At 64.6% G+C, this 19,818-nt stretch carries 15 protein-coding genes and 1 riboswitch; of the genes, 5 read left to right on the top strand and 10 right to left on the bottom strand.

Going from position 1 to position 19,818, the window contains the following annotated elements:
• Positions 1-45 precede the first annotated feature (45 nt).
• The 7 genes from H4V95_RS07440 to H4V95_RS07470 all read right to left on the bottom strand — a co-directional run bounded on the left by H4V95_RS07440 (position 46) and on the right by H4V95_RS07470 (position 10,281).
• Positions 46-5,868 carry a peroxidase family protein gene (locus tag H4V95_RS07440; RefSeq protein WP_209729654.1) on the bottom strand — a complete coding sequence of 1,941 codons (5,823 nt, stop codon included), beginning with the start codon at positions 5,866-5,868 and terminating at the stop codon, positions 46-48.
• A gap of 123 nt (positions 5,869-5,991) precedes the next feature.
• Positions 5,992-7,029, bottom strand: a complete 1,038-nt coding sequence (locus tag H4V95_RS07445; RefSeq protein ID WP_209729656.1) for a sulfate/molybdate ABC transporter ATP-binding protein — start codon at positions 7,027-7,029, stop codon at positions 5,992-5,994.
• Positions 7,026-7,835: an ABC transporter permease gene (locus H4V95_RS07450; RefSeq protein WP_209729658.1), complete on the bottom strand. Its 810-nt coding sequence runs from the start codon at positions 7,833-7,835 to the stop codon at positions 7,026-7,028. The genes H4V95_RS07445 and H4V95_RS07450 overlap by 4 nt, the downstream gene beginning before the upstream one ends.
• Positions 7,832-8,602 carry a molybdate ABC transporter substrate-binding protein gene (gene modA, locus H4V95_RS07455; protein WP_209729660.1) on the bottom strand — a complete coding sequence of 257 codons (771 nt, stop codon included), beginning with the start codon at positions 8,600-8,602 and terminating at the stop codon, positions 7,832-7,834. Before modA ends, H4V95_RS07450 begins: the two co-directional genes overlap by 4 nt.
• A 1-nt stretch (position 8,603) precedes the next feature.
• Complete coding sequence (locus H4V95_RS07460) at positions 8,604-9,008, bottom strand: molybdopterin-binding protein (protein WP_196866567.1); 405 nt, start codon at positions 9,006-9,008, stop codon at positions 8,604-8,606.
• A gap of 160 nt (positions 9,009-9,168) precedes the next feature.
• Positions 9,169-9,513, bottom strand: coding sequence for a DUF3140 domain-containing protein (locus H4V95_RS07465; RefSeq protein WP_209729662.1), 345 nt, complete (start codon positions 9,511-9,513; stop codon positions 9,169-9,171).
• A gap of 177 nt (positions 9,514-9,690) precedes the next feature.
• Entirely contained in the window at positions 9,691-10,281 is a 591-nt protein-coding gene (locus H4V95_RS07470) for a YdcF family protein (protein WP_312883967.1), read from the bottom strand.
• 269 nt (positions 10,282-10,550) lie between these two features.
• Here H4V95_RS07470 and H4V95_RS07475 point away from each other — a divergent pair, with 269 nt between their 5' ends.
• The 5 genes from H4V95_RS07475 to H4V95_RS07495 all read left to right on the top strand — a co-directional run bounded on the left by H4V95_RS07475 (position 10,551) and on the right by H4V95_RS07495 (position 14,592).
• Entirely contained in the window at positions 10,551-11,117 is a 567-nt protein-coding gene (locus tag H4V95_RS07475; RefSeq protein WP_196866564.1) for a DUF177 domain-containing protein, read from the top strand.
• A 2-nt stretch (positions 11,118-11,119) separates the two neighbouring features.
• Positions 11,120-11,323, top strand: a complete 204-nt coding sequence (gene rpmF / locus H4V95_RS07480) for a 50S ribosomal protein L32 (RefSeq protein ID WP_024476178.1) — start codon at positions 11,120-11,122, stop codon at positions 11,321-11,323.
• 63 nt (positions 11,324-11,386) lie between these two features.
• The gene (rnc, locus tag H4V95_RS07485; protein ID WP_312883968.1) at positions 11,387-12,223 is read left to right on the top strand and encodes a ribonuclease III; all 837 of its coding nucleotides are present in this window, start codon (positions 11,387-11,389) and stop codon (positions 12,221-12,223) included.
• Positions 12,224-12,232: 9 nt separating this feature from the next.
• A complete protein-coding gene (mutM, locus tag H4V95_RS07490; protein WP_209729666.1) occupies positions 12,233-13,252 on the top strand; it encodes a bifunctional DNA-formamidopyrimidine glycosylase/DNA-(apurinic or apyrimidinic site) lyase in 1,020 nt (339 codons plus the stop codon).
• 290 nt (positions 13,253-13,542) lie between these two features.
• Positions 13,543-13,719, top strand: a riboswitch (cyclic di-AMP (ydaO/yuaA leader).
• 3 nt (positions 13,720-13,722) lie between these two features.
• Complete coding sequence (locus H4V95_RS07495) at positions 13,723-14,592, top strand: C40 family peptidase (RefSeq protein ID WP_209729668.1); 870 nt, start codon at positions 13,723-13,725, stop codon at positions 14,590-14,592.
• 266 nt (positions 14,593-14,858) lie between these two features.
• On the opposite strand, the gene H4V95_RS07500 is transcribed toward H4V95_RS07495, so the two are convergent.
• The 3 genes from H4V95_RS07500 to H4V95_RS07510 are packed head-to-tail and all read right to left on the bottom strand — an operon-like array spanning position 14,859 to position 19,608.
• Positions 14,859-15,830, bottom strand: a complete 972-nt coding sequence (locus tag H4V95_RS07500) for an NAD-dependent epimerase/dehydratase family protein (RefSeq protein WP_209729670.1) — start codon at positions 15,828-15,830, stop codon at positions 14,859-14,861.
• On the bottom strand, positions 15,827-18,592 hold the full coding sequence (locus H4V95_RS07505) for an alpha/beta fold hydrolase (protein WP_209729673.1): 2,766 nt from the start codon (positions 18,590-18,592) through the stop codon (positions 15,827-15,829). Before H4V95_RS07505 ends, H4V95_RS07500 begins: the two co-directional genes overlap by 4 nt.
• The gene (locus H4V95_RS07510; RefSeq protein ID WP_209729674.1) at positions 18,586-19,608 is read right to left on the bottom strand and encodes a 3-oxoacyl-ACP synthase III; all 1,023 of its coding nucleotides are present in this window, start codon (positions 19,606-19,608) and stop codon (positions 18,586-18,588) included. The genes H4V95_RS07505 and H4V95_RS07510 overlap by 7 nt, the downstream gene beginning before the upstream one ends.
• Positions 19,609-19,818 lie beyond the last annotated feature (210 nt).

Genomic DNA, 19,818 nt, shown 5'->3' on the forward strand with positions numbered 1-19,818 from the left:
CACACGGCCACTCCCTCCATTTATAGTGCGATCCTTACTCCGTCGCTACCGGGGCTGAACTATCGCCGACCGGGCCGAAGCGAGGCTTGATCCGATGGCGTTGACTGCCACGACATCAAACCGGTAGTTACCGGCTGGAAGCGTGAACGACAAGGTGCGAAGAGTCGCTCCAGCTGTGACGGTCACCGGTGTGCCGGATATCGTCACACCGTCGGCCGCCATCCGCAGGGCCCTGACCCGGTAACCGGTGATGGGGGATCCACCGGTTGAGGCCGGAGCGTTCCAGTTGGCGTTGGCAGTCAGTGTTCCGCCCACTGCGCCCTGGGTGGGAGCCAGAATGACCGGCACCCCCGGAGGGCCCGCTGGCGACACTGCCGCTGAGGCCGTCGACAGCGCTCCCGCACCCAGGGCGTTGACAGCCTGGACCCGGAAGGTATAGCTAACGCCGTTCAAAAGGCCCGTAACCGTGCGGCCCGTCGTTGCGGTGCCGGTGAATGTCACCGTGCGAACCAGGGTTGTCCCGGTGAGCACCTGCACCCGGTATTCGGTGATCGCCGTTCCGCCATTTGCTGGCGGAGCGGTCCAGGACAGGGTAACCGAGGTGTTTCCCCGGACTCCCACCACGTTAGTGGGAACTCCTGGGACCACATTCGGGGTCACCGCTGCAGACAAGGCTGAGAAGGCACTCGCCCCCGAAGCGTTGAGCGCCTGCACCTGGAATCGGTACGCCTGACCGTTGGCCAGCCCGGTTACCACAACGCTCGTCGCTGTGCCGGCAGCTGGCCGCAGAGCACCGACCTGTGTTCCTGCCGCATTGACCACCCTCACGTTGTAGCTGGTGGCTCCTGCAGCTGCGGTCCATCTGACTGTCGCAGAGGTGTTTCCCGCTGTGGCAGTCCCAATCACCGGTGCCGCCGGGAGAGCGGCCCCCGGAACAACCGTTGCCGATGCCGCAGACAACGCTCCCGCGCCCAGGGCGTTGACAGCCTGGACCCTGAAGGTGTAGGCGGTGCCGTTGGTCAGACCCGTCACTGCCCGGCCTGTTGTTGCAGCGCCGGCGAAGGTCACCGTCCGAACCACTGTTGTGCCGGTCAGCACCTGCACCCGGTATTCAGTGATGGCTGTTCCACCATTTGCTGGCGGAGCGGTCCAGGACAAGGTGGCCGAGGTGTTGCCTCGGACTCCCACCACGTTGGTGGGTGTTCCTGGGACCACGTTCGGGGTCACTGCTGTGGACAGGGCCGAGAGCGGACCTGTTCCCACCGCGTTGATCGCTTCCACCTGGAACCGGTAGGCCTGGCCGTTGACCAGCCCGGTGACTACCAGGCTTGTCGCTGTGTTCGCTGCCGGCCGCAGCGCGCCTACCTGGATGCCCGCTGCATCGACCACCCGCACGTTGTAGCCGGTGACGAGTCCGGCTGGTGAGGTCCAGCTGACTGTCGCTGACGCGTTGGCAGCCGTCGCCGTTCCGATCACCGGAGCGGCAGGGGTCCCAAAGTCGGAGAACCGCAGCTCCTCGACATTCCTGACAGTGTCAGTGCCGTCGGCTTGGGTACCTCGGGCATGAACCACTGTGGTCACCGATCCTGGCGAACCAAGTGCGGCACCGGTGGGTATGGTTGTCACGTCGTAGTTCGCCTCAAGATCAGAGAACTGCGCAATGTCCACCGACGTCCCGTTGGCCGGGGAAAGGACTTCCCTGATGACCACGATGTTCCCCGGATTAACTTTTCCGGCGAAGACATCCTGTTGAAGGGTTGGCCCGGTGAGGTTGCCGTTGACATCGCTTAGATACTGCGAAGCCATGGCACTTTGACCCGGTCCTTCGACACCGGCGCTGCCGATCTCCTCGCCCGCTGCATTGCGGACGCTGAGCCGAACACTGAGGTAGGCATCGCCGTCAATAAGGTCGTCGGCGCCACGGCCCTCCAGCAGGTCGCTGCCAGCGCCGCCGAGCAGGATGTTGCCATCGCCCCACACCGGTCCAGCTAGTCCGGGACATTCGCCCGGGCCGATCACCGAGTTGGCAGCCACATCAGCCAGCGGGGTGGTCAGCGCGGAGGCCGGAAGTAGTGCATCGAGTCCATCGATACGATCCACACCCGCCTGATCGAGGACGTCGCAGCCGATGAATCCGCCGCCACCAACCTCACTGGGAACCACGTCGTCGCCGCGGATCTTGTCATTGAACTTCCACCCCGACAGGGCTTCATTTTCGTTGAACTTGTCCCTGACCCCTACGGTGAGAACGTTGAGCGGAGGAAGGGGAAGCGACAGATCAGAATCCATTGGTTGCGGATCGCCCTGGCTGATCGACCAGTCATAGCCTGCCGCCCCGACGTTCTTCTCGATGCCGGGACCAGCGACGCCGATGTCGTCGCCACCTTCAAGATCGTAGTCGTCGTCACCGCCCTGGCCGATAGCGATATCGTGACCGGGTTTGTTGTCGTCGGTGAAGAACAGATTCGAGCTGTCACCGATCAGCCCGTCAGGCTGGTCACCGCCCTCAATCCAGTCGTCGCCGCCGTCGCCGATACCCTGATCAATACCTTCGCCGAGGATCAGGAAGTCGTCTCCCTCACCGGCGAAGGTGGTATTGGCGTTACCGCCGCCGTTCATGAAGTCCTTGCCATCGCCGCCCATAATCAGATCAAGCCCGGGACCCGCGTTGATGGCGTCGTTACCCGGACCGCCCTTGAGTACGTCGTCTCCGGCGAGATCGGTGAGGATGTCGTTACCCTCGCCGCCCAGAGCCACATCGGCTCCGTCTCCGCCCTCAATGACGTCGTTGCCGAGATTGCCCCAGAAGGTATCACTGTCGTTGCCACCGAAGACCCGGTCAGTTCCGGACGTCCCGTTGTAGACGCTCTGTCCGTTGATTCCGGCGGGGTCAACAGTATTGCGTGAGCGATACTTGATCGTCCCGTCAGGCATGCGAATCAGCAGCGCTGTCTCATTGCATTCACTGGCCTGATCATCGGCGATCGTGTTGCCGAAGGAGGTGAACCCGCCCGGGGTGCCAGCGAGGTTCTTCAGTTCGAACTTGCAGTCTGATGTCGCGAACGGATCAGCCTTTAGGCTCTTGGCATTGGTATTGCGCATGATCAGCTCCGAGAAAGAGTTTCCCTCGAGTTGCGTGCGCAGATTCATGCCGGGAGTACGAGCAAGATAGTACAGACGGTCACCGTTCTGCAGGTCGGTCATCTGGCTTTCGAACACGTAGTTGAAGGTGCTTCCCAATAGCCCGCCGAAGACGTTGGTCTGCTCGGCAAGACCGCCAACCCACAGGTCGACGTCGTCGAGCCCGGTGATGGATGACGTTCCGTTGTTGGCCCAGGCGCCCGTGCTGTTCATGAAGTCCGCTGCGTCGTCGGGGGCGACGTCTCCGGCGGCTACATTTGGATTAACGATGGCCCGTGCTGCTTCCCTTTTACCCTTCAGCGTTGTTGCGCCGGTAACAGTTGGGTGCAATCCGTACGCTGCAACGAAGTTCACCAGGGACTCCGGGTGCTTGATACTCTCGCCAAAGTCGATCCAGTTGACGTAGGGCCTCAACTGCCCGTCGTTTGTTGCAGCGTGCAGGCTGCGGCGCAGGACGTTCAAGCGTGGAATACCCTCAGACCGTGCCCGGGCGATGTTGATCGCCGCCAGGTCAAGCGGCAGGCCCAGCAGATTGTTTCGCAGCGTATCGGTCACAAACTCATCGAGCTCGTTACCTACCTGGTCGGACATCCCCATGAAGACGCTGCCTGCAGCCTCCTCGGAGGTGAGGTCACCGGCGGGACCGCCGTCGGTGTAGGCCGGGGGATTGAGGAATCCTTCCAGCAGGGAAATATCATTCTGGGTTCCCGCAACATCATCGGAGGTGCCAAATTCATTGTCGTTACCTGGCCGGTCTTCATTCCGGCGGGAAATAGTCTCGGTCAGCATTGAGTGGCCGAAACGATAGACCGCGTGGGCAAACTCGGCGGTAACCGCCGGATCAACGTCAGTCTGGACGAAGGCAAACGGTTCAAAGGGGTTGATGGCCGGCTGGACCTTGCGCGCAAACTCCTCAAAGACGAGGTGCTGGTACTCCATCTCGGTCACAAAGCGTGCGGCCTGGAACAGTCTTTCACCATTCCAGCCTTCGGCGCCGAGAGCTGACTTCCACTCGGCAAGCGCCCTGATTCCCGCCGCTGATGTATCCGACGCCAGGGTGTTCTTGATGTCGCCCACCATCCGGTCGTGTTCTGAATGGAACACCTGGTGGATAGCGGTTAGGCCGATGTTTTCGTTGACCCTTCCATCACCAGCGGCAAAGTGCAGATCGAGGATTTCGTCGTCGTACTGGTTGACGCAGCCTGCAGGGAATCCGGGTTGTGCACACGGAGTCAGCGAGGGTGTGACCACATTGTCGGGGTCGGGGGTGAAGCCCGGCTTCGGTACCGCGTTGTTGGCGATGTCCGTCAGGAAGGGGGTTTCAAAGTGCCTGACGTTGTTTGGAACCGGCACCGGGGAAGCAGTGTCCCCCTCAACCAATCCGGTGAGAGTTACATACTGCGGCAGTCCGCGAGCTGGGCCCGGGATGAATTTGCCATAGGCGTCGGCGGCGATCATCGGAACATCAAGCGCGTCAGCGTCTTCAAGCTTCAGGCCAAGCAGAGACGCTGCCTGATTCTTGACACCTGCCCACGTGGCCATGCCTCCCTCGGTGGGCCCCGCAGGTCCGCCCAGCAGTTTGCCCGTCGACACCGGGCGTCCATTGGAGTTGTTGACGTACTCCCTCAGGAAGACCTGGTGGGAGGCGTGGGAGGTGTAGGTCTGGCTTTGGTCAACCCAGGGGGTGTCAGTGTTGAGGGCATCGCGGACATCGTCGGCGGTGCCAAGTTGTCCGTCGGGGCCCGGCTGGTTCTTGCCCCGGGTGAGGACCATGAACCGCAGGTTGGGGTTCAGATCGTCGGCGGTGCCGACTTTGTGGTCTGGCCCAGCAATAAGTGGGTCGTCGCCCTTGAGCGGAACGAACACAGTGCCGCCGCCTTTGACCGTCTGGTCAATCCCATGGTCGAAGAACTGGCCAAACAGGGTGAACAACGAGTTGTACGGTGGAGAAAGCCCGACGTCGGTGGTGACGTTCGGGATGAACAGGGTCTGGAACGACGGAGTGCAGCCGAGGGGGACCCCGTCCACAGCTGGCACAGCCAGGGGGTCGGGATCGGTGGTGCACGGGGTGACCCCCGTGTTGTTCTGGCTTCTGATGGGCAATCCCGCGGCAGCGACGGCTGCGGGGTTGGTTGAGGTCTGGTCCACAATCAGGTTACTGATGGTTCGCGGCTGGGAATCGAACACGTTGCCGGCGGTTTGGTTATAACTGGTCGGCGAAGGGGGCCCGCCGAGGGAACCCGATTCGGCGCCTGAAAATGTGGCGGGCGCGAGCCGTGGGAACGGTTGGTCCGCCGCGCCGAAGGTTTCCTGCCCTGCCTGCAGGTTATTACAGGATCCGTCGACTGTCCTCAGCCCGTGGGAGATGAGAGGGGTGGCGATCTGGTTGGGTCCGGTACCTACCAGGGCTCCACACGGACCCGTTGCGGAAGTGGTATTTGCCACGTGCGCCTCGGCGATTTTGATCTGCTTCAGGATGAAGGCAAGATCCGAGGGTGTGACGGTAAACCCCTGACCGGTAGGAGCAACCACAGCGTTGGCTCCGGTGACCGGTAGCAACATGCCCAACGGGAAGAGGAGAGCGGTGGCAATCGCCGCCAGTCGGACCGGCAGCCTCTGCCCACGGTTGGGTGACTGGGCCGAGTGAAGGGCTCGGTGGACAGCGGCCCGCGACCCCTGCGATGCCTCTCGTTTTTCTGGTGCTGATTTCCTGCCGAAAATATTCATGACACACCCTGCTGGATTGAAGGGACCGAGTGGGCCCACCATGCTTGATGTTGGCTATGAAATCCTTGGAAGTGCGCTGTGATGGGTCCAGCCGAGGATCGGCTGATCCTCCACACCCCGCAGCTACCGCGGATACAGGGCAATTTCGGTGGACTTGACCACGAAGAACACCTTCATCCCGGGGATCAGGTCAAGATCTGCTGCCGCTGCGGCGGTGATGTCGGCGCTCAGGTGACCGGCGCGGACGCTGACAAGATCACCGCGCTGCTCCAGGTCGCTGACCACAACCGGCAGCACATTCCGCGGACTACCTGACGGTTCGACAACAAACACCGACACGGCGCGGGGGCTGAAGACCGCTGCGGCCTCCTGACCCGCTGGGAGCGGCTCTTCAGCAACGGCGGACAACCGGAGGCCATCTCCCGTGACCAGGCCGCCGGGTGTGCTGGTGCCGGTCACCAGGTTCACCCCGGCAAGGCCGGCGCCGAACGCACTGCGCGGCCGCTCGAGAACCTCGCGGGTGGGTCCCGCCTCGACGACGCGTCCGGACTGGATGATGATGGTGCGGTGCGCAAGCATCAGGGCGTCAAGCACGCTGTGGGTGACGATGATCGCGCTTCGCCCCGTCAACACCCGCTTCAGGGTCCTCCGCATCGCGGGAGCCACGGCGATATCCAGCGCCGCCATGGGTTCGTCGAGCAACAGCAGCCGTGGATGGATGGCAAGGGCCCGGGCCACCGCCACCCGCTGTGCTTGCCCGCCGGACAGTTCCGACGGCCGACGATCGGCAAACTCCTCCGCCTCCACCTCTTGCAGCCACCGAAGCGCTTCGGTCCGGGAGGCAGCCCTACTTTCTCCCCGGCTCCGCGGCCCAAAGCCCACATTGTCCAGCACGCTCAGATGCGGAAACAGCAGCGGCTCCTGCGCCAGCAGCGAGACGCCCCTGGCGTAGGGCGGTAACCAGTCATGGGCGCCGAACAGGGTGATGTCACCCAGGGTGGCGCTGCCGCTGTCAGGACGCAGTAGTCCCGCAAGGACAGCGAGCAGCGTCGACTTCCCGGCGCCATTCGGGCCGAGAATGGCGACCGTTTCACCTTTCTCCACCGTCAGCTGCACATCTAGCCCGCGCGACGCCACCTGCACATCGGCTACCAGGCTCATAGGGCACCTCCGCCCGGCGCGCGCGACCGATGTGCCAGCCCCACTACCAGCACAGCGACCACCACGAGCACCAGGGACAGCGCGACGGCTGCATCGGGGTCGGTCTCGCGCTGCAGGTAGATCTCCAGGGGAAGGGTCCGGGTGACACCCTGCAGGCTGCCCGCAAAGGTCAGGGTGGCACCAAATTCACCCAGTGCCCGCGCGAAGGACAGCACCATTCCGGAGATCAGCCCCGGCAGCACCAGGGGCAGAGTGATTCTCCGCAACACCGTTCCCGGGCGGGCTCCCAGCGTCGCAGCAACCGCTTCGTACCGGCTGCCGGCTGACCTGATGGCCCCCTCAAGGCTGAGCACCAGGAAGGGCAAGGCCACGAAGGTCTGGGCGATCACGACGGCGGTCGTCGAGAACGCGATACTGATCCCGAGCACCTCAAGGCTGGACCCCACCAGTCCCTGCCTGCCAAACGTGTAGAGCAACGCTATGCCGCCCACCACGGGCGGCAGGACCAGGGGCAACAGCACCAGCGCCCGCAGTACCTGCTGGCCGGGGAAGTCGGTGCGGGCGAGCACCAGTGCCATCGGTACACCAAACACGACGCACAGCCCCGTGGCGATCACCGAGGTGCGCAGGCTCAGGCCGAGCGCCGCCACCGACGACTCCGAGGTCACCAGCTGCACGAACTGAGACCAGTTCACTTGCGCGATCATCGCCGCCAGGGGCAACAGCACCAACAGGGCACCGCCGGCAGCGAGGACAAACACCCACCGCGGGATTCCATGCCGGATTGCCCGGGTTCTGGTGCTCACGGCGCACCGAATCCTGCGTCGGTGAGCAGCTGCTGGCCCGCCGGAGACGTCACGAGGTCAATGAAGCTTCGGGCGCGATCACTATTCCCACCCGCCACAGCCGCCACCGGGTAGGTGGTGAGAGCGTCTGTCGCCTCCGGGAAGTCAATGCTCTCGACGCTGTTGCCGGCGGCCAGCACATCGGTGACATAGACCAGGCCCGCATCTGCTTCACCGGAGCGGACCTTGCCCAGTGTGTCGGTTACCGACGCTTCCTCGCTCACCGCGTTCACCGTCACTCCGGCTGCTTTCTGAGCCTCGACTGCAGCGGCCCCACACGGTACCTGCGGTGCGCAGAGGACCACCCTGGTGCCGGGGTCGGCCAGATCCTCGAAGCCGGTGATGCCTGCGGGGTTGCCCGCGGGTACCGCGATGGTGAGGGTATTGGTGGCAAAGGGCACCGGTTGCCCGTCGATCAGCTCCTCGGTGGCTACCCGGTCCATCGTGAAGGTGTCTGCTGAGGCAAACACATCGGCGGGTGCACCGGCGGTCAGCTGGGTGGCCAGATCAGAGGACCCGGCAAAGCTGAAGGTGATGGTGGAACCCGGGTTCGCTGCCTCGTACTGCTCACCGAGCTTCGTAAAGGTGGTCTGCAGCGACGCGGCGGCGAACACGGTCAGGCCCTGGTCGGCATCCGCTGCCTCCGGAGAGTCGGCTGCGGTGCCGCAGGCGGCCAACCCCAGGACCGCCAACGAGCCAACGGCGACCATGCCGCGGGAATGCCACATCTCAGATCTTCCTTCCGGGAGTCTCGACAATGACGGTGGTCGATTTCACCACCGCGACGGCTACCGAGCCCGGCTCCAGCGCCAACTCCTTGACGGCTTCAGCGCTCATCAGGGAGACCACCCGGTGGGGGCCGCACTGGAGTTCCACCTGGGCCATCACCCTGTCTGTCACCACCCGGGTCACCAGCCCCACAAACCGGTTCCGGGCTGAGCTCTCCATCCCCGATGGATCCTCGGGCAGGACAGCACGCTCCCGGGCCAGGTGGGCGAGCTCCAGGCCGTCAAGCATGGTGACGCCGGTTGAGGATTTGGTGCTGGTGAGGGTACCGTCTTCTGCCCAGCGCCGCACTGTGTCGGCGCTGACACCGAGGTAGTGCGCTGCGTCTTTGACCCGTATCTGCGACATAAAAGCCACTCTAGCCCAGCAGGTGCGTCTCCAGGCAGGAGTGTCCGCGAACAAGGCCTCGGTGAAGCCCTCGTCAGCCGGGGGCCGGTGCGAAGCCGGTGCGGGGTCGGTGCGAGGTCGGTGCGGGGCCGGAGCGCGGTGGGCGCGGGGCCGGTGCGCTCTAGTCTTTCTTCAGTGGATCGTGTCCCCAGTTCATCAGGGAGTACCGCCACCGGGAGTGTTCAACGTCGGACGACGGCTTCTGTGCCAGATGTCTGTGGACGTAGCCCACTACTTTGTGCATGTGCGCAATATCCTCCTCGCTGAGATCCGCTTTTCTGGTTCGCAGGATTTTCACAATCCGCCGGCCTGATTCGTGGCCCACCGACTCACCTCCGTTGCCCTTCTGGCCGACGGCCCGTGATTCTTCGGATTCGAGCCAGTCCTCCAGTGTGGAGGCCGTCAGGTTGACCGCCTTCTGCCAGTCTGGCCACACCGAGTCCAACGTGTCTTCGGAACCGCTCATGGCTATCGCTCTCCTTCAGATTGGGGTGCACCCAGGCATTTGGCGGGTCCTCATCGGCTGCGAGTGTCCCGGCAAAGCTAAGGCTGCTGATTGTTGGTGAGAACCTATCACGCGATCGGGACGCCGAAGTAGGTAGGGCCGTAAGGGTCATTCTCCGAGCGGGCGGCACAGCCGGTACTAGATCCTGTTCGCGCAGACAGGCCGCAGGTGGGTGGCCGCCAGTGCTGCCGTTTCCTCGACAAACCGGGGCAGCCATCCCAGCAGCCCATGGTCGGGGGTCGAGGGGACCATGACCAGCTCCGCGTCCGAGCATTGACGAAGGTTGGTGAACGCCCGCAGTGCGTGATAATCGGAGGTCACCACCAGGACAGCGTCCCAGTCCCGGTCGGCTGCGAGTCGGGCGACTGCGCGTGCTTCTCCCCGGGTGGTGAGGGGGGAGGGTTCAAAACACACCCGCGAAGCGTGTGCCGGTCTCTTGCAGAGCCGGTCGGCGTCGACGTTCCCGGGGGTGTCTGTCCGGGAGATGGCAAGGATCGGTGCGTGCCCTGCCGCCACCAACTCCTCAGCGAGGGGGAGCCGCTCCGAGCTGTCGCCCCCCAGGACCACCACCGCATCGGCGTTGACTCCAGCCACATAGTCCGGGCCGAACACCGGTGGGTTGATGAACAGGGAATAGCAGGCGAGCAGCCAGATGCAGGTCAACGCCACCAGGGCCGCCGTCGACCGTTGCAGCCATCGCCACAGCACTCGGGTCGGGGGGATTCTCACCGGGTCAACCTTACGGGCAGGCCACCAGCTGGGGCCGTAACCGCCCGCAAAGCGTCCGCACAGACCGGACCACACCCGCGTGGCGCGTTTGGCTCTGCCCATAATCCGTGGTGAGGTGGGGCGTGAGCGGCACTAGCCGCCGTCGTCGGCGGCTGTTGCTTGCCGAACCCTCCGGCTCTGGTTTGAGCCGGGCGGGCTAATCAGGCTAAGATGATACGTCGGTCATATGTTCTACAGGAGTTCCCATTAAGAGCGATCTCAGTTCGCCTTTGATTTTCAACGTCAAGGACCTCGGGCGCAGCCCGGGCAGCATGCGAACAATCGAAGAACATGTACCCGCACCAAAGGATTTCGGTGTGGTTCTCATCGGTGTTCAGGAAGGTTCCCCCGTGGAACTGGATCTGAGACTGGAGGCTGTGCACGAGGGAATTCTGGTATCAGGTACCGCAGACGTCGAGATCGTGGGCGAATGTGGCCGGTGCCTGGATCCCATCAAGTACAGCAGCAGCGTCGATGTGCAGGAGCTTTTCTACTACGACGACGTCGAGTTGTCCGAGGGAGAAGAACCTGTTGAAGAGCACCGGGTTGATCGGGATTCAATTGATCTTGAGCCGGTGCTTCGGGACGCAGTGGTAACGTCACTGCCGTTCCAGCCGGTGTGCCGGGAGGACTGTGAGGGTCTGTGCTCTGAATGTGGAGCCCGCCTCGCGGATGACCCCGATCATCAGCACGAAATTTTGGATCCCCGCTGGGCGGCCCTTACCGGGCTGACCAGCACTGCAGCGTCAAGCGACGTGGCAGCAAGTACAGAGTCTGTCGAGAGAGAAGAGAGTTAGTCGTGGCTGTTCCTAAGCGGAAAATGTCCCGCTCGAATACCCGTGCACGTCGGTCCCAGTGGAAGGCAACTGCCCCCAAACTGGTGAAGACCGTGGAGAACGGCCGCGTTACCTACAGCCTGGCTCACCAGGCCAAGGTAGTCACCGACTCCGCCGGCACTGCACTGTTCCTTGAGTACAAGGGACGCAAGGTAGCCGACGTCTAACGACCGCTGTGTGCCCGGCATCGCCGGTGCCTGCAGCGTTCTTATGCGAGTGCGTAAGTAGACGTGGCTAATACTGAAGACCTTTTGAAGCGTCTCGGTGTCTCAATTGACGCCGGGACGCTTCGTCTTGCCCTGACGCACCGCTCCTTCGCCTATGAGCATGGCGGTATCCCCACCAACGAACGCCTCGAATTCCTTGGTGATTCGGTGTTGGGGCTGGCGGTCACCGACGCGCTGTACCGGGACAACCCCGAGCTGTCGGAGGGTGACCTCGCCAAACGGCGCTCCGCGGTCGTCAGCACCCGTGCCCTGGCCGGGATTGCCCGCGACCTGGAGCTGGGCCAGCATGTCCTGCTGGGCCAGGGCGAGAAGCTGACCAACGGGCGGAACAAGGCATCGATTCTCGCTGACACGATGGAAGCCGTCATTGGCGCGACCTACCTCAGCAACGGGATCGAAATAGCCCGGGCCATGGTGATGCGCCTGGTGGGTCCCCTGTTGGGAAGCGCTGCCGCCATGGGCGCCGGCACCGACTGGAAGACCAATATCCAGGAGATCGCCGCTGCGCGCCGCCTGGGCACCATCGACTACAAGGTCACCGGATTCGGCCCCGACCACGCCCGCACCTTCGAAGCACTCCTCACGGTCGGAGGCAAGCCCTATGGCTCCGGATCGGGTCCTTCCAAGAAGGAAGCCGAACAGGAGGCTGCTGCAGCCTCCTGGAAGATGCTCCGGGTTATCGCCGCTGAACCCAAAACAGCGGCCCAGACGGTAGTGGTCCCGGTTGATGTGGCCACCGTCGATCACGACGGGATTCACCCTGACGGCGCTGACACCGTTCCCGACCCTGTCATCAGCCTGTCCGATCCGGCATCCGCCGCATCCGCCGCATCGGCGTAAGCGCACCCCATGCCAGAGCTTCCCGAGGTCGAGGTGGTGCGCCGTGGCCTCGCGCGCTGGGTCCTGGGACGCACCATTGACGACGTCGACATCCTCGACCCGCGGTCGATCCGCCGCCACGCCCTCGGCGGCGAGGACTTCACCGGCAATCTGGTGGGCGCCCGGGTCCTGGACGTAGTCCGCCGGGGCAAGTTCCTCTGGCTCCCGCTGGCAGCTACCGCAAAGCCGTCAGACACTGCAGCTAGTTCAGACGCCGCAGCGAAATCCGACACAGACACTGCAGGACCGCCTGTTGCACTGATGGCGCATCTGGGGATGAGCGGGCAACTGCTCGTCCAGGACGCCGAAGCACCCGAGGAAAAGCATCTCCGGGTCCGGCTCACACTGTCCGCCGTATCCACTGCCGACGCCGGACCGCTCCCGAGGGAACTCCGGTTCGTCGACCAACGCATCTTCGGTGGCCTCTTCGTGACGTCGATGATTCCCACCGCCGACGGTCACGCCGGAGGCCTCGGCGAAAGCCCGCTGCCACTAATCCCCGTCGAGGCGGCCCACATTGCACGAGACCCGCTGGACCCGGCGTTCTCCTTTGCCGACTTCTATGCGAAGTTGCGCCGGCGCAGGACGGGCATCAAGCGGGCACTCCTCGATCAGTCACTGGTCTCCGGTATCGGCAATATCTACGCCGATGAGGCGCTCTGGGCTGCCCGCGTGCACTATGCACGACCCACCGAAACGATGCGACGGGGCGATGCGCTCCGACTGATCGATGCCTGCCGCGACGTCATGCTGCGCGCACTGGACGCCGGCGGCACCAGCTTCGACTCCCTGTACGTCAACGTCAACGGGACCTCAGGGTATTTCGCGCGTTCCCTCAACGCCTACGGCAGGGAGGGCGAACCGTGTACCCGCTGTGCCGCCGACCCGGGATTCCACGGTAGCTCCCTGATTCGCCGTGAAATGTTCATGAACCGGTCCTCGTTCAGCTGCCCCCGCTGCCAACCAAAGCCCCGCAACGGGCGCTGGTAAGAGCTTCTCCGGCCAGGCAGTATTACGGTTTTTGTGTAACGCCGCGGGCGCCGACTAGTTCTCCACACCGGGGCCTTGCCCACATACCGGGGGAGAAGCCGCCGCGGGCGTCGACCGTGCGGGACCATCATGCAATGGAAACCTTCCCAGCGCCCGAGCATGGTTCATCACCCCGACGCGAGTTACCGAATCGCTACCCATCACAGCGCCGCCGTGATACAAATGTGACAAAACTGGACGACCCTAGGTACAGTGGTCAGCGCGCAGGGTTCCGTTCAACTCAGCGTCCTCCCGACAGATTGCCCAATTCTGCCGATGTCGTGAGGTCCGTCCGCACACATCCGGCAGAAGCGGAGGAACCAATAGTGGCCGTCGATCGACGGCCTTGGGGTGAAGACTCGATTTCGAGTCCGGGTGGCTCCCATCCGAATCCGACAGCTAACTTCGTAGGCATCGGGAGAGGCAAGATCATGTCCAAGAACCACATCGCGCGTCACCGCGCAACCCCACCGAGCGCGCTCAAGACCGTTTCCAAAGCGGTCAGCTCACACGCTGGCGCCGTCGGCCGTCCAGCCGCTGTGCTTGTCGCCGCATCGGGTCTCATGCTCAGTGCCGGACTCCCGGCCAACGCAGCCGGTGAAATCACCGTCCAGCCAGCCGCCTCGGCGCCAGCCGTCCAGAGCGCTGGATCAGCAACCTACACCGTTCAGGCCGGGGACACCCTCGGAAACATCGCTGCAGCCCAGGGTGTCAGCCTTGAGTCGCTGTTCGCCCTGAACGGCCTCAGCTACGACTCGGTCATCTTCCCGGGTGACGTTATTTCCCTTTCGGGCGGCGCCACCCAGGCCACCCAGGTAGCAGCACCAGCACCCGCTGCGGCACCAGCCGCCGCGGTGACCGTTGCCGCGCCGGCTCCGGCCGCTCCAGCCGAGACCAGCACCCTGGGCATCACCACCGCCTCTGAAGCCATCACCCCGATGGCAGCAGCCTCCACCGGTGGACAGGCATCCAGCTCGGGCATCGTTGGCACCGCGCTGTCGATGGTCGGCTCGGGCTACGTCTACGGTGGCACCACCCCGGGCGCCTGGGACTGCTCAGGCTTCACGCAGTGGGTCTTCGCCCAGCACGGCATCGACCTTCCCCGCACCAGCCAGGCACAGATGGCTGCCTCAGCCCGCACCAGCAACCCGCAGCCAGGTGACCTCGTCATCCAGAACGGCGGCGGACACGTCGGCATCTACATTGGTGACGGCCAGATGGTCAGCGCGCTGAACCCTAGCCAGGGCACCCTGGTCCACGCGGTCGACGCAATGCCTGTCGTTGGGTACTACACTCCCTAAGTGTCTGACGGGGGGCTCGTAGGCGGAATGCCGTCAGGCTGGAAGCCGTCCCCGCAGACAACCTGAGGAGATCGGGCACAACCAACGAATGCGCCATCGGAGAATTCCGGTGGCGCATTCTTGTGTCCGCTTTTCTTTGCGCCCGTATGAGCGTTTTCACTGACTGTGAATTTTCACAGACTCGTATATTCACCGACGTCTGGTCCCGGTGCCTATGGCCCACTATTCAGCGGGCAGAGGATATTCGGTGTGGAGAGGACTCCTGGCTACAGCTGCCGGTAGTGCTCCGAGAGCCTGGCCAGGCCCTCATCGAGTGACACGCCGGGCTTCCAGCCCAGCAGGTCGCGGGTACGCCGCTGATCGAACCAGTGGGCGGTGGAGAGTTGCTCCGCCAGGAACCGGGTCATCGGTGGTTCCGCATCGGCCCCGCTGCGCTGCCACACGAACTCAACCAGCGACCCCGCACCACGTGCCACCCTTCCGGGAACGCTCCACCGCGGCGGGCGAACCCCACCCGCCCGGCAGATGCCCGCGATCAGTTCGCCGATGGGCCGGGGCTCTCCGTTGGTAACCACGACCGCCAACCCCGCTACCCGGTCCATCCGGCCGAGGGCAGCGGCGATCGCCTCGGCGGCGTTATCCACGTAGGTGGTGTCAACCAGTGCGGTGCCAGCGTCCAGGACGGGGAGACGCCCAGCTCGCGCCCGCTGCAACACCCGCTCCACCAGTTGGGTGTCGCCTGGACCCCACACAATGTGTGGCCTGACTGCCGCAACGCGGAAGCTGTCGCTGTTGGCCTGCAACGCGATGATTTCGGCGCGGGCCTTTGTCTGGGCGTAGTGACCCAACACCTTCTCGGGCGTGGCGTCAGTGGCAGCCTGCCCCACGATCGACGTACCCACGTGCGCCACCGAGGGGGAGGAGATGAACACGAAATCCAGCACCCCGGCGGTGCGCGCCGCAGCCAGCAGGCACCGGGTGCCCTCCACATTGACTGCTTCGAAGTCAGCTGCCGCTCCGGCGAACGAGACCTTGGCCGCCAGATGCACCACAGCATCCATGCCCAGCACCGCCCGCTGGACGGCAGCCGGATCGGTGATTGATCCCAGGCTGTCCTCGATGCCGCTCAGCCCGGCTGGACGCCGCTGAAACGTGCGCACCTCGTGGCCCTGGTCCCGCAGAACCTCGGCAGTCACCCGGCCCAGCATCCCGCTGGCACCGGTGACCAGGACCCTCACAGTTTGCCGATCTTTCCGCCGGCCAGCACCCCGGCTGCCCACCGTGCCACGGCAGTCCGGTCAATCTTGGCGTTGTGCCGGATGTCCGTGGGCAGCGCGGGAACCACCAGCACGGCGGACAGCTCAGCGCCAGCGGCGCGGGCGGCACTGCGTGCCTCGGACGCCAGCGATGCGGGTGCTAGCCCCGGTTTTGCCGTCGCCGGGATGGTCTCGACCACCGCGACCACCGCCTGGGTGCCAGCCGGTCCCACGCCAACTACCGCTGCGAGCCCGACGACGTCCACCGCCTCAAGAGCCTGCTCCACCCCTACCGGGGTAAGAACACCAGCGGCCGGGGTGATCAGGTGGGGAAGCCGTCCCTCGACCCAGAGCCGCCCGTCGCCGTCGAAATGTCCGATATCCCCGGTGCGGTGCCAGCCACCGGTCCGCGAGCTCTCGCTCTGGGTGAGCCACAGTCGGTGGTAGCGGTCCTTCACATGGGGAGCATCGATGAGGATTTCCCCGGTCACCCCAGCCTCGGTGGTGGGTTCGCCGTCGGCGGTCCCCGCCTGGCTGAGTTCACTGACGGCGATCCGTGCTCCCGCGACGGCCCGGCCCACGCAGACGCCGTTCCCAGCGCCCACCACGTTCCCGGCAGCAGCGTCGGCTTCGGCCGAAAGGATCAACCCGAGGTCGACGTCGGTGACGGGCAACGCTTCGGTCATCCCGTAGGGCGTGTGGAGAGACGCCGCAGGAAGAATGCCCAGCAGCTCGGACAGCAGCCGCGACGGCACGGGGGCGCCAGCCGAAAGGAGCAGCAAAACCCCTGCCAGGGCTTGTCTGCCGGCATCGGTCAGTTCTTCCTGGGTGGCCAGGATGTTCCGGAGCGCTGCGGGGGACGCGAACACGGTGGTCGCGTCGATGGCCGCAACGGCGTCGGCGAGGGCCGACGCTGAAAGGGTCCTGGGTCTGGTGACGTCCATGTCGGGGGTGATCGACGTCGTGCCGAGGGCCGGGCCCAGCAGGGCGAACGGTGCGAAACCCGCCACCAGGCCGTCGCCGGGGCGAATGCCGAAGGTCTCGGAGACAGTGTCCCGCATCGCTGCGAGCCGGCGGTGGGTGTACACGACTCCCTTGGCGGGGCCGGTGGAACCGGAGGTGAACAGGATAGCGGCGTCGGCATCGGGATCGAGTACATCAGGATCGAGCACGTGAGCTGATCCGGTGTCACCGGTTCCAGTGTCACCGGTTGCAGGGTGAGGGGTTCCAGCATCGTCGGGCGCGGCGGTCGTCGTGCCCTCGCGGAGCTCCGCGAGTGAATACTCCACCCCAAGGAGTTTCCGCTTGGCGGTGGGAAGCGTGGCAACACTGATGCGGCGGCCGGGCCAACCGAACAGCTTTGCTGCGGTGAGCGCCAGGTCGATACCGATCAGGAAGTCCGGAACCGTCCCGCGAACCGCCTTGCTGAGACCCTTACGGCCCAGCCCGGCGTCGGCAACGATGATCACGGCGCCGATCCGCAGACAGGCGTAGAGAAGCACCGTGAGCTCCACCCCGGGTGGCACCATCAGGCTCACCCGGCTGCCGCGGTGCAGGCCGATCCGCCGCAGCGCGTCGGCGAGCGAACTGACGTCGTGTTCCAGCCCACGCCAGGACAGGGACCGGCCGATCCGGCCATCCTCGCCCATGTCGGCGACAGCCAGCTGGTCGGCGTCAGGACCCTGTGCGCGCCGGGTCAGTTCGTGCTCCAGCGGGGTGAACGACGCGGTCGCGGCGGTTGTTGGGTCGTCGTTTGTTGGGTCATTCTCTGCGGGGTTGTCGCCTGCTGGGGCATTCTCTCCAGGGCGCTGAGGAGAAGGTGCCACAGCGGTGCGAGCCAGGGCGTCGTCGAGCCAGTGGAAGAGGGGACCGGCAATGTTCCGGTCTTCGCCGACGAGGTGGCTGGCACCCTCGAACCGGTGAATATCGGCCTGGGGGAGCCGTGCCGCAAGATCGTTGAGGTAAGTGTCCGAGAAGATGGGATCCTCGGGTCCCCACAGCATCAGCGCGGGCACATTGAGGGTGCGGATGCCCTCGGCGATGCTCCGGAGCGCCGGATAGCTGGGATGTGATGGTCCGGCGGGAATGTCGGCCACAAAGTCTGCAATACCCTGGCGCCGGGCGCCACCGCGGTACGGCAGGAGGAACGCCTTCCGCACCTCCTTCGGCAGCGCGGGCCGGGCCAGCGCGTGGGTGACATCCAGGAACGCCGACGTGTCCTTCGTCCCCCACCGGTGCACCAGCGGGTGGAGCGCCAGACGCAGGGGAGCGGGAATAGCACGCTTGGGGTCCTGGTGGATTGCCGTGTTGGTGAGCACGACGGCGTCGACGAGGTCCCTGCGCTGGTGCGCGAAGCCGAGGCTGACAACGCCGCCCCAGTCGTGGCCGACGGTGATGATCGGCCCGTTCAGATTCATGGCTCCGACGAAATCGTTGAGGTCCTGGACCCGGTCCGCGAGCCGTCGGAACCGGCCGGTGCGTTCAGAGAGTCCCATGTTCAGCTGGTCGACGGCGATCACCCGCCAGCCGTGCTCAACCCCTGCGGAAAGCACGCTCCGCCACAGGTAGGACCAGGTGGGGTTGCCGTGCACGCACAGCAGGATTCCGCGGGCAGGCTCAGTGAGCTGCGCCCCATTATCGAGGTAATGCCAGCTGTTGGTGGTTCCCTCGGGATCTACTGCCGCATGGGAGGGGACGTCTCGGTAGTGCGGCCACGAGGGGTCGACACCGGGAAGTGCTACCACGCAATCTCCAGCATCGCGGTGTTCAACCCGGAACCGACGCCCATGCAGAGCACCCGGTCACCGGAGGTGAGGGTCTGGGCCTCGGCGGCCAGGGTCATCGGCAGTGATGCCGGACCCACGTTGCCCCACTTCTGGAAGGTCATGGGCACCCGGGACGGATCAAGGTCAATCGCCTCGACGATCGCGTTGGTGTGGGTGCTGCTCACCTGGTGGGTGATGTAACGGTCCATCGCGGTCCAGTCCCACTCCTGCTGCGCCTCATTCCAGGCGTCGACCACCAGCTCAAGGCCGCCGTCGAGCAGTCCCTGTGCATCCGTGTACATGCCGTCGATCCCGCCGACACAGAGTTCGTGGTGTTCGGTTCCGGCTCGTGCCACGCCGCCCAGGACGCGGTGCGCGCCGGGGTGGGCGTCGGCCGGGCCAAGGACCGCAGCGGCCGCCCCGGATCCGAGGGTGAGCGTGGCGAACTCCTGAAGGAAGCTGGCCCGGGTAGCCTCGGGCTGGTTCAGGCGGCGCAGAGTGGCTTCCTGGGTGGCCTGGGAATCTTCACCGTTGACCACCATGGCGTACTGGATCTGCCCGGCCTCGATCATGTTCGCGGCCAGGGTGATCCCATTGACGAATCCGAGGCACGCATTGGCGACGTCGAAGTTCATGGCAGAGGAGGGCAAGCCCAGCCCATTATGGATCTTCACCGCAACCGATGGTTCCAGATTGGTTCGTGTGACCGAGGTGTTGATCAGGAGGCCGATCTGCGACGCTTCGATGCCCGAGGACGCCAGTGCTTTGGCGCCCGCCTCGATGGCGGCGTCGTCGAACCGGGTGCCGGGAGCCCACCAGCGGCGTTCGGTGATTCCCGCCACGCGCTGGAGCAAACCGGAGGAAAGCCTCAGACGCTTCAGCGCCGGAGCCAGTACACGGTCGAATTCGTTGGAGGTGACGATGACCGGAGCCTCAACACTCTCGATGCCCAGGAGCGCGGTGTTGTGGTGTCGGAAGTTGAAATTGCCGGTCAAATTTCCTGCCTTGTCGACTGTTCAGTGCGCCTCGATAACCTGCGCTGGATGGCCCTGAGGGCACTCGGACGCACAAACGGATCTAACGATCCGTTATAAAGCCTACTTGCTATAACTTTCCAAGGACCGCATCAAACGCGAATTACGCGGTCCGTGAACCAACACAATGCTGCTGCACAGGCCTGGAACGCAGTAGATTGGGGGAAACCG

The organism is Arthrobacter sp. CAN_C5 (assembly GCF_017875735.1).
Taxonomy (GTDB): Bacteria; Actinomycetota; Actinomycetes; order Actinomycetales; family Micrococcaceae; genus Arthrobacter_D.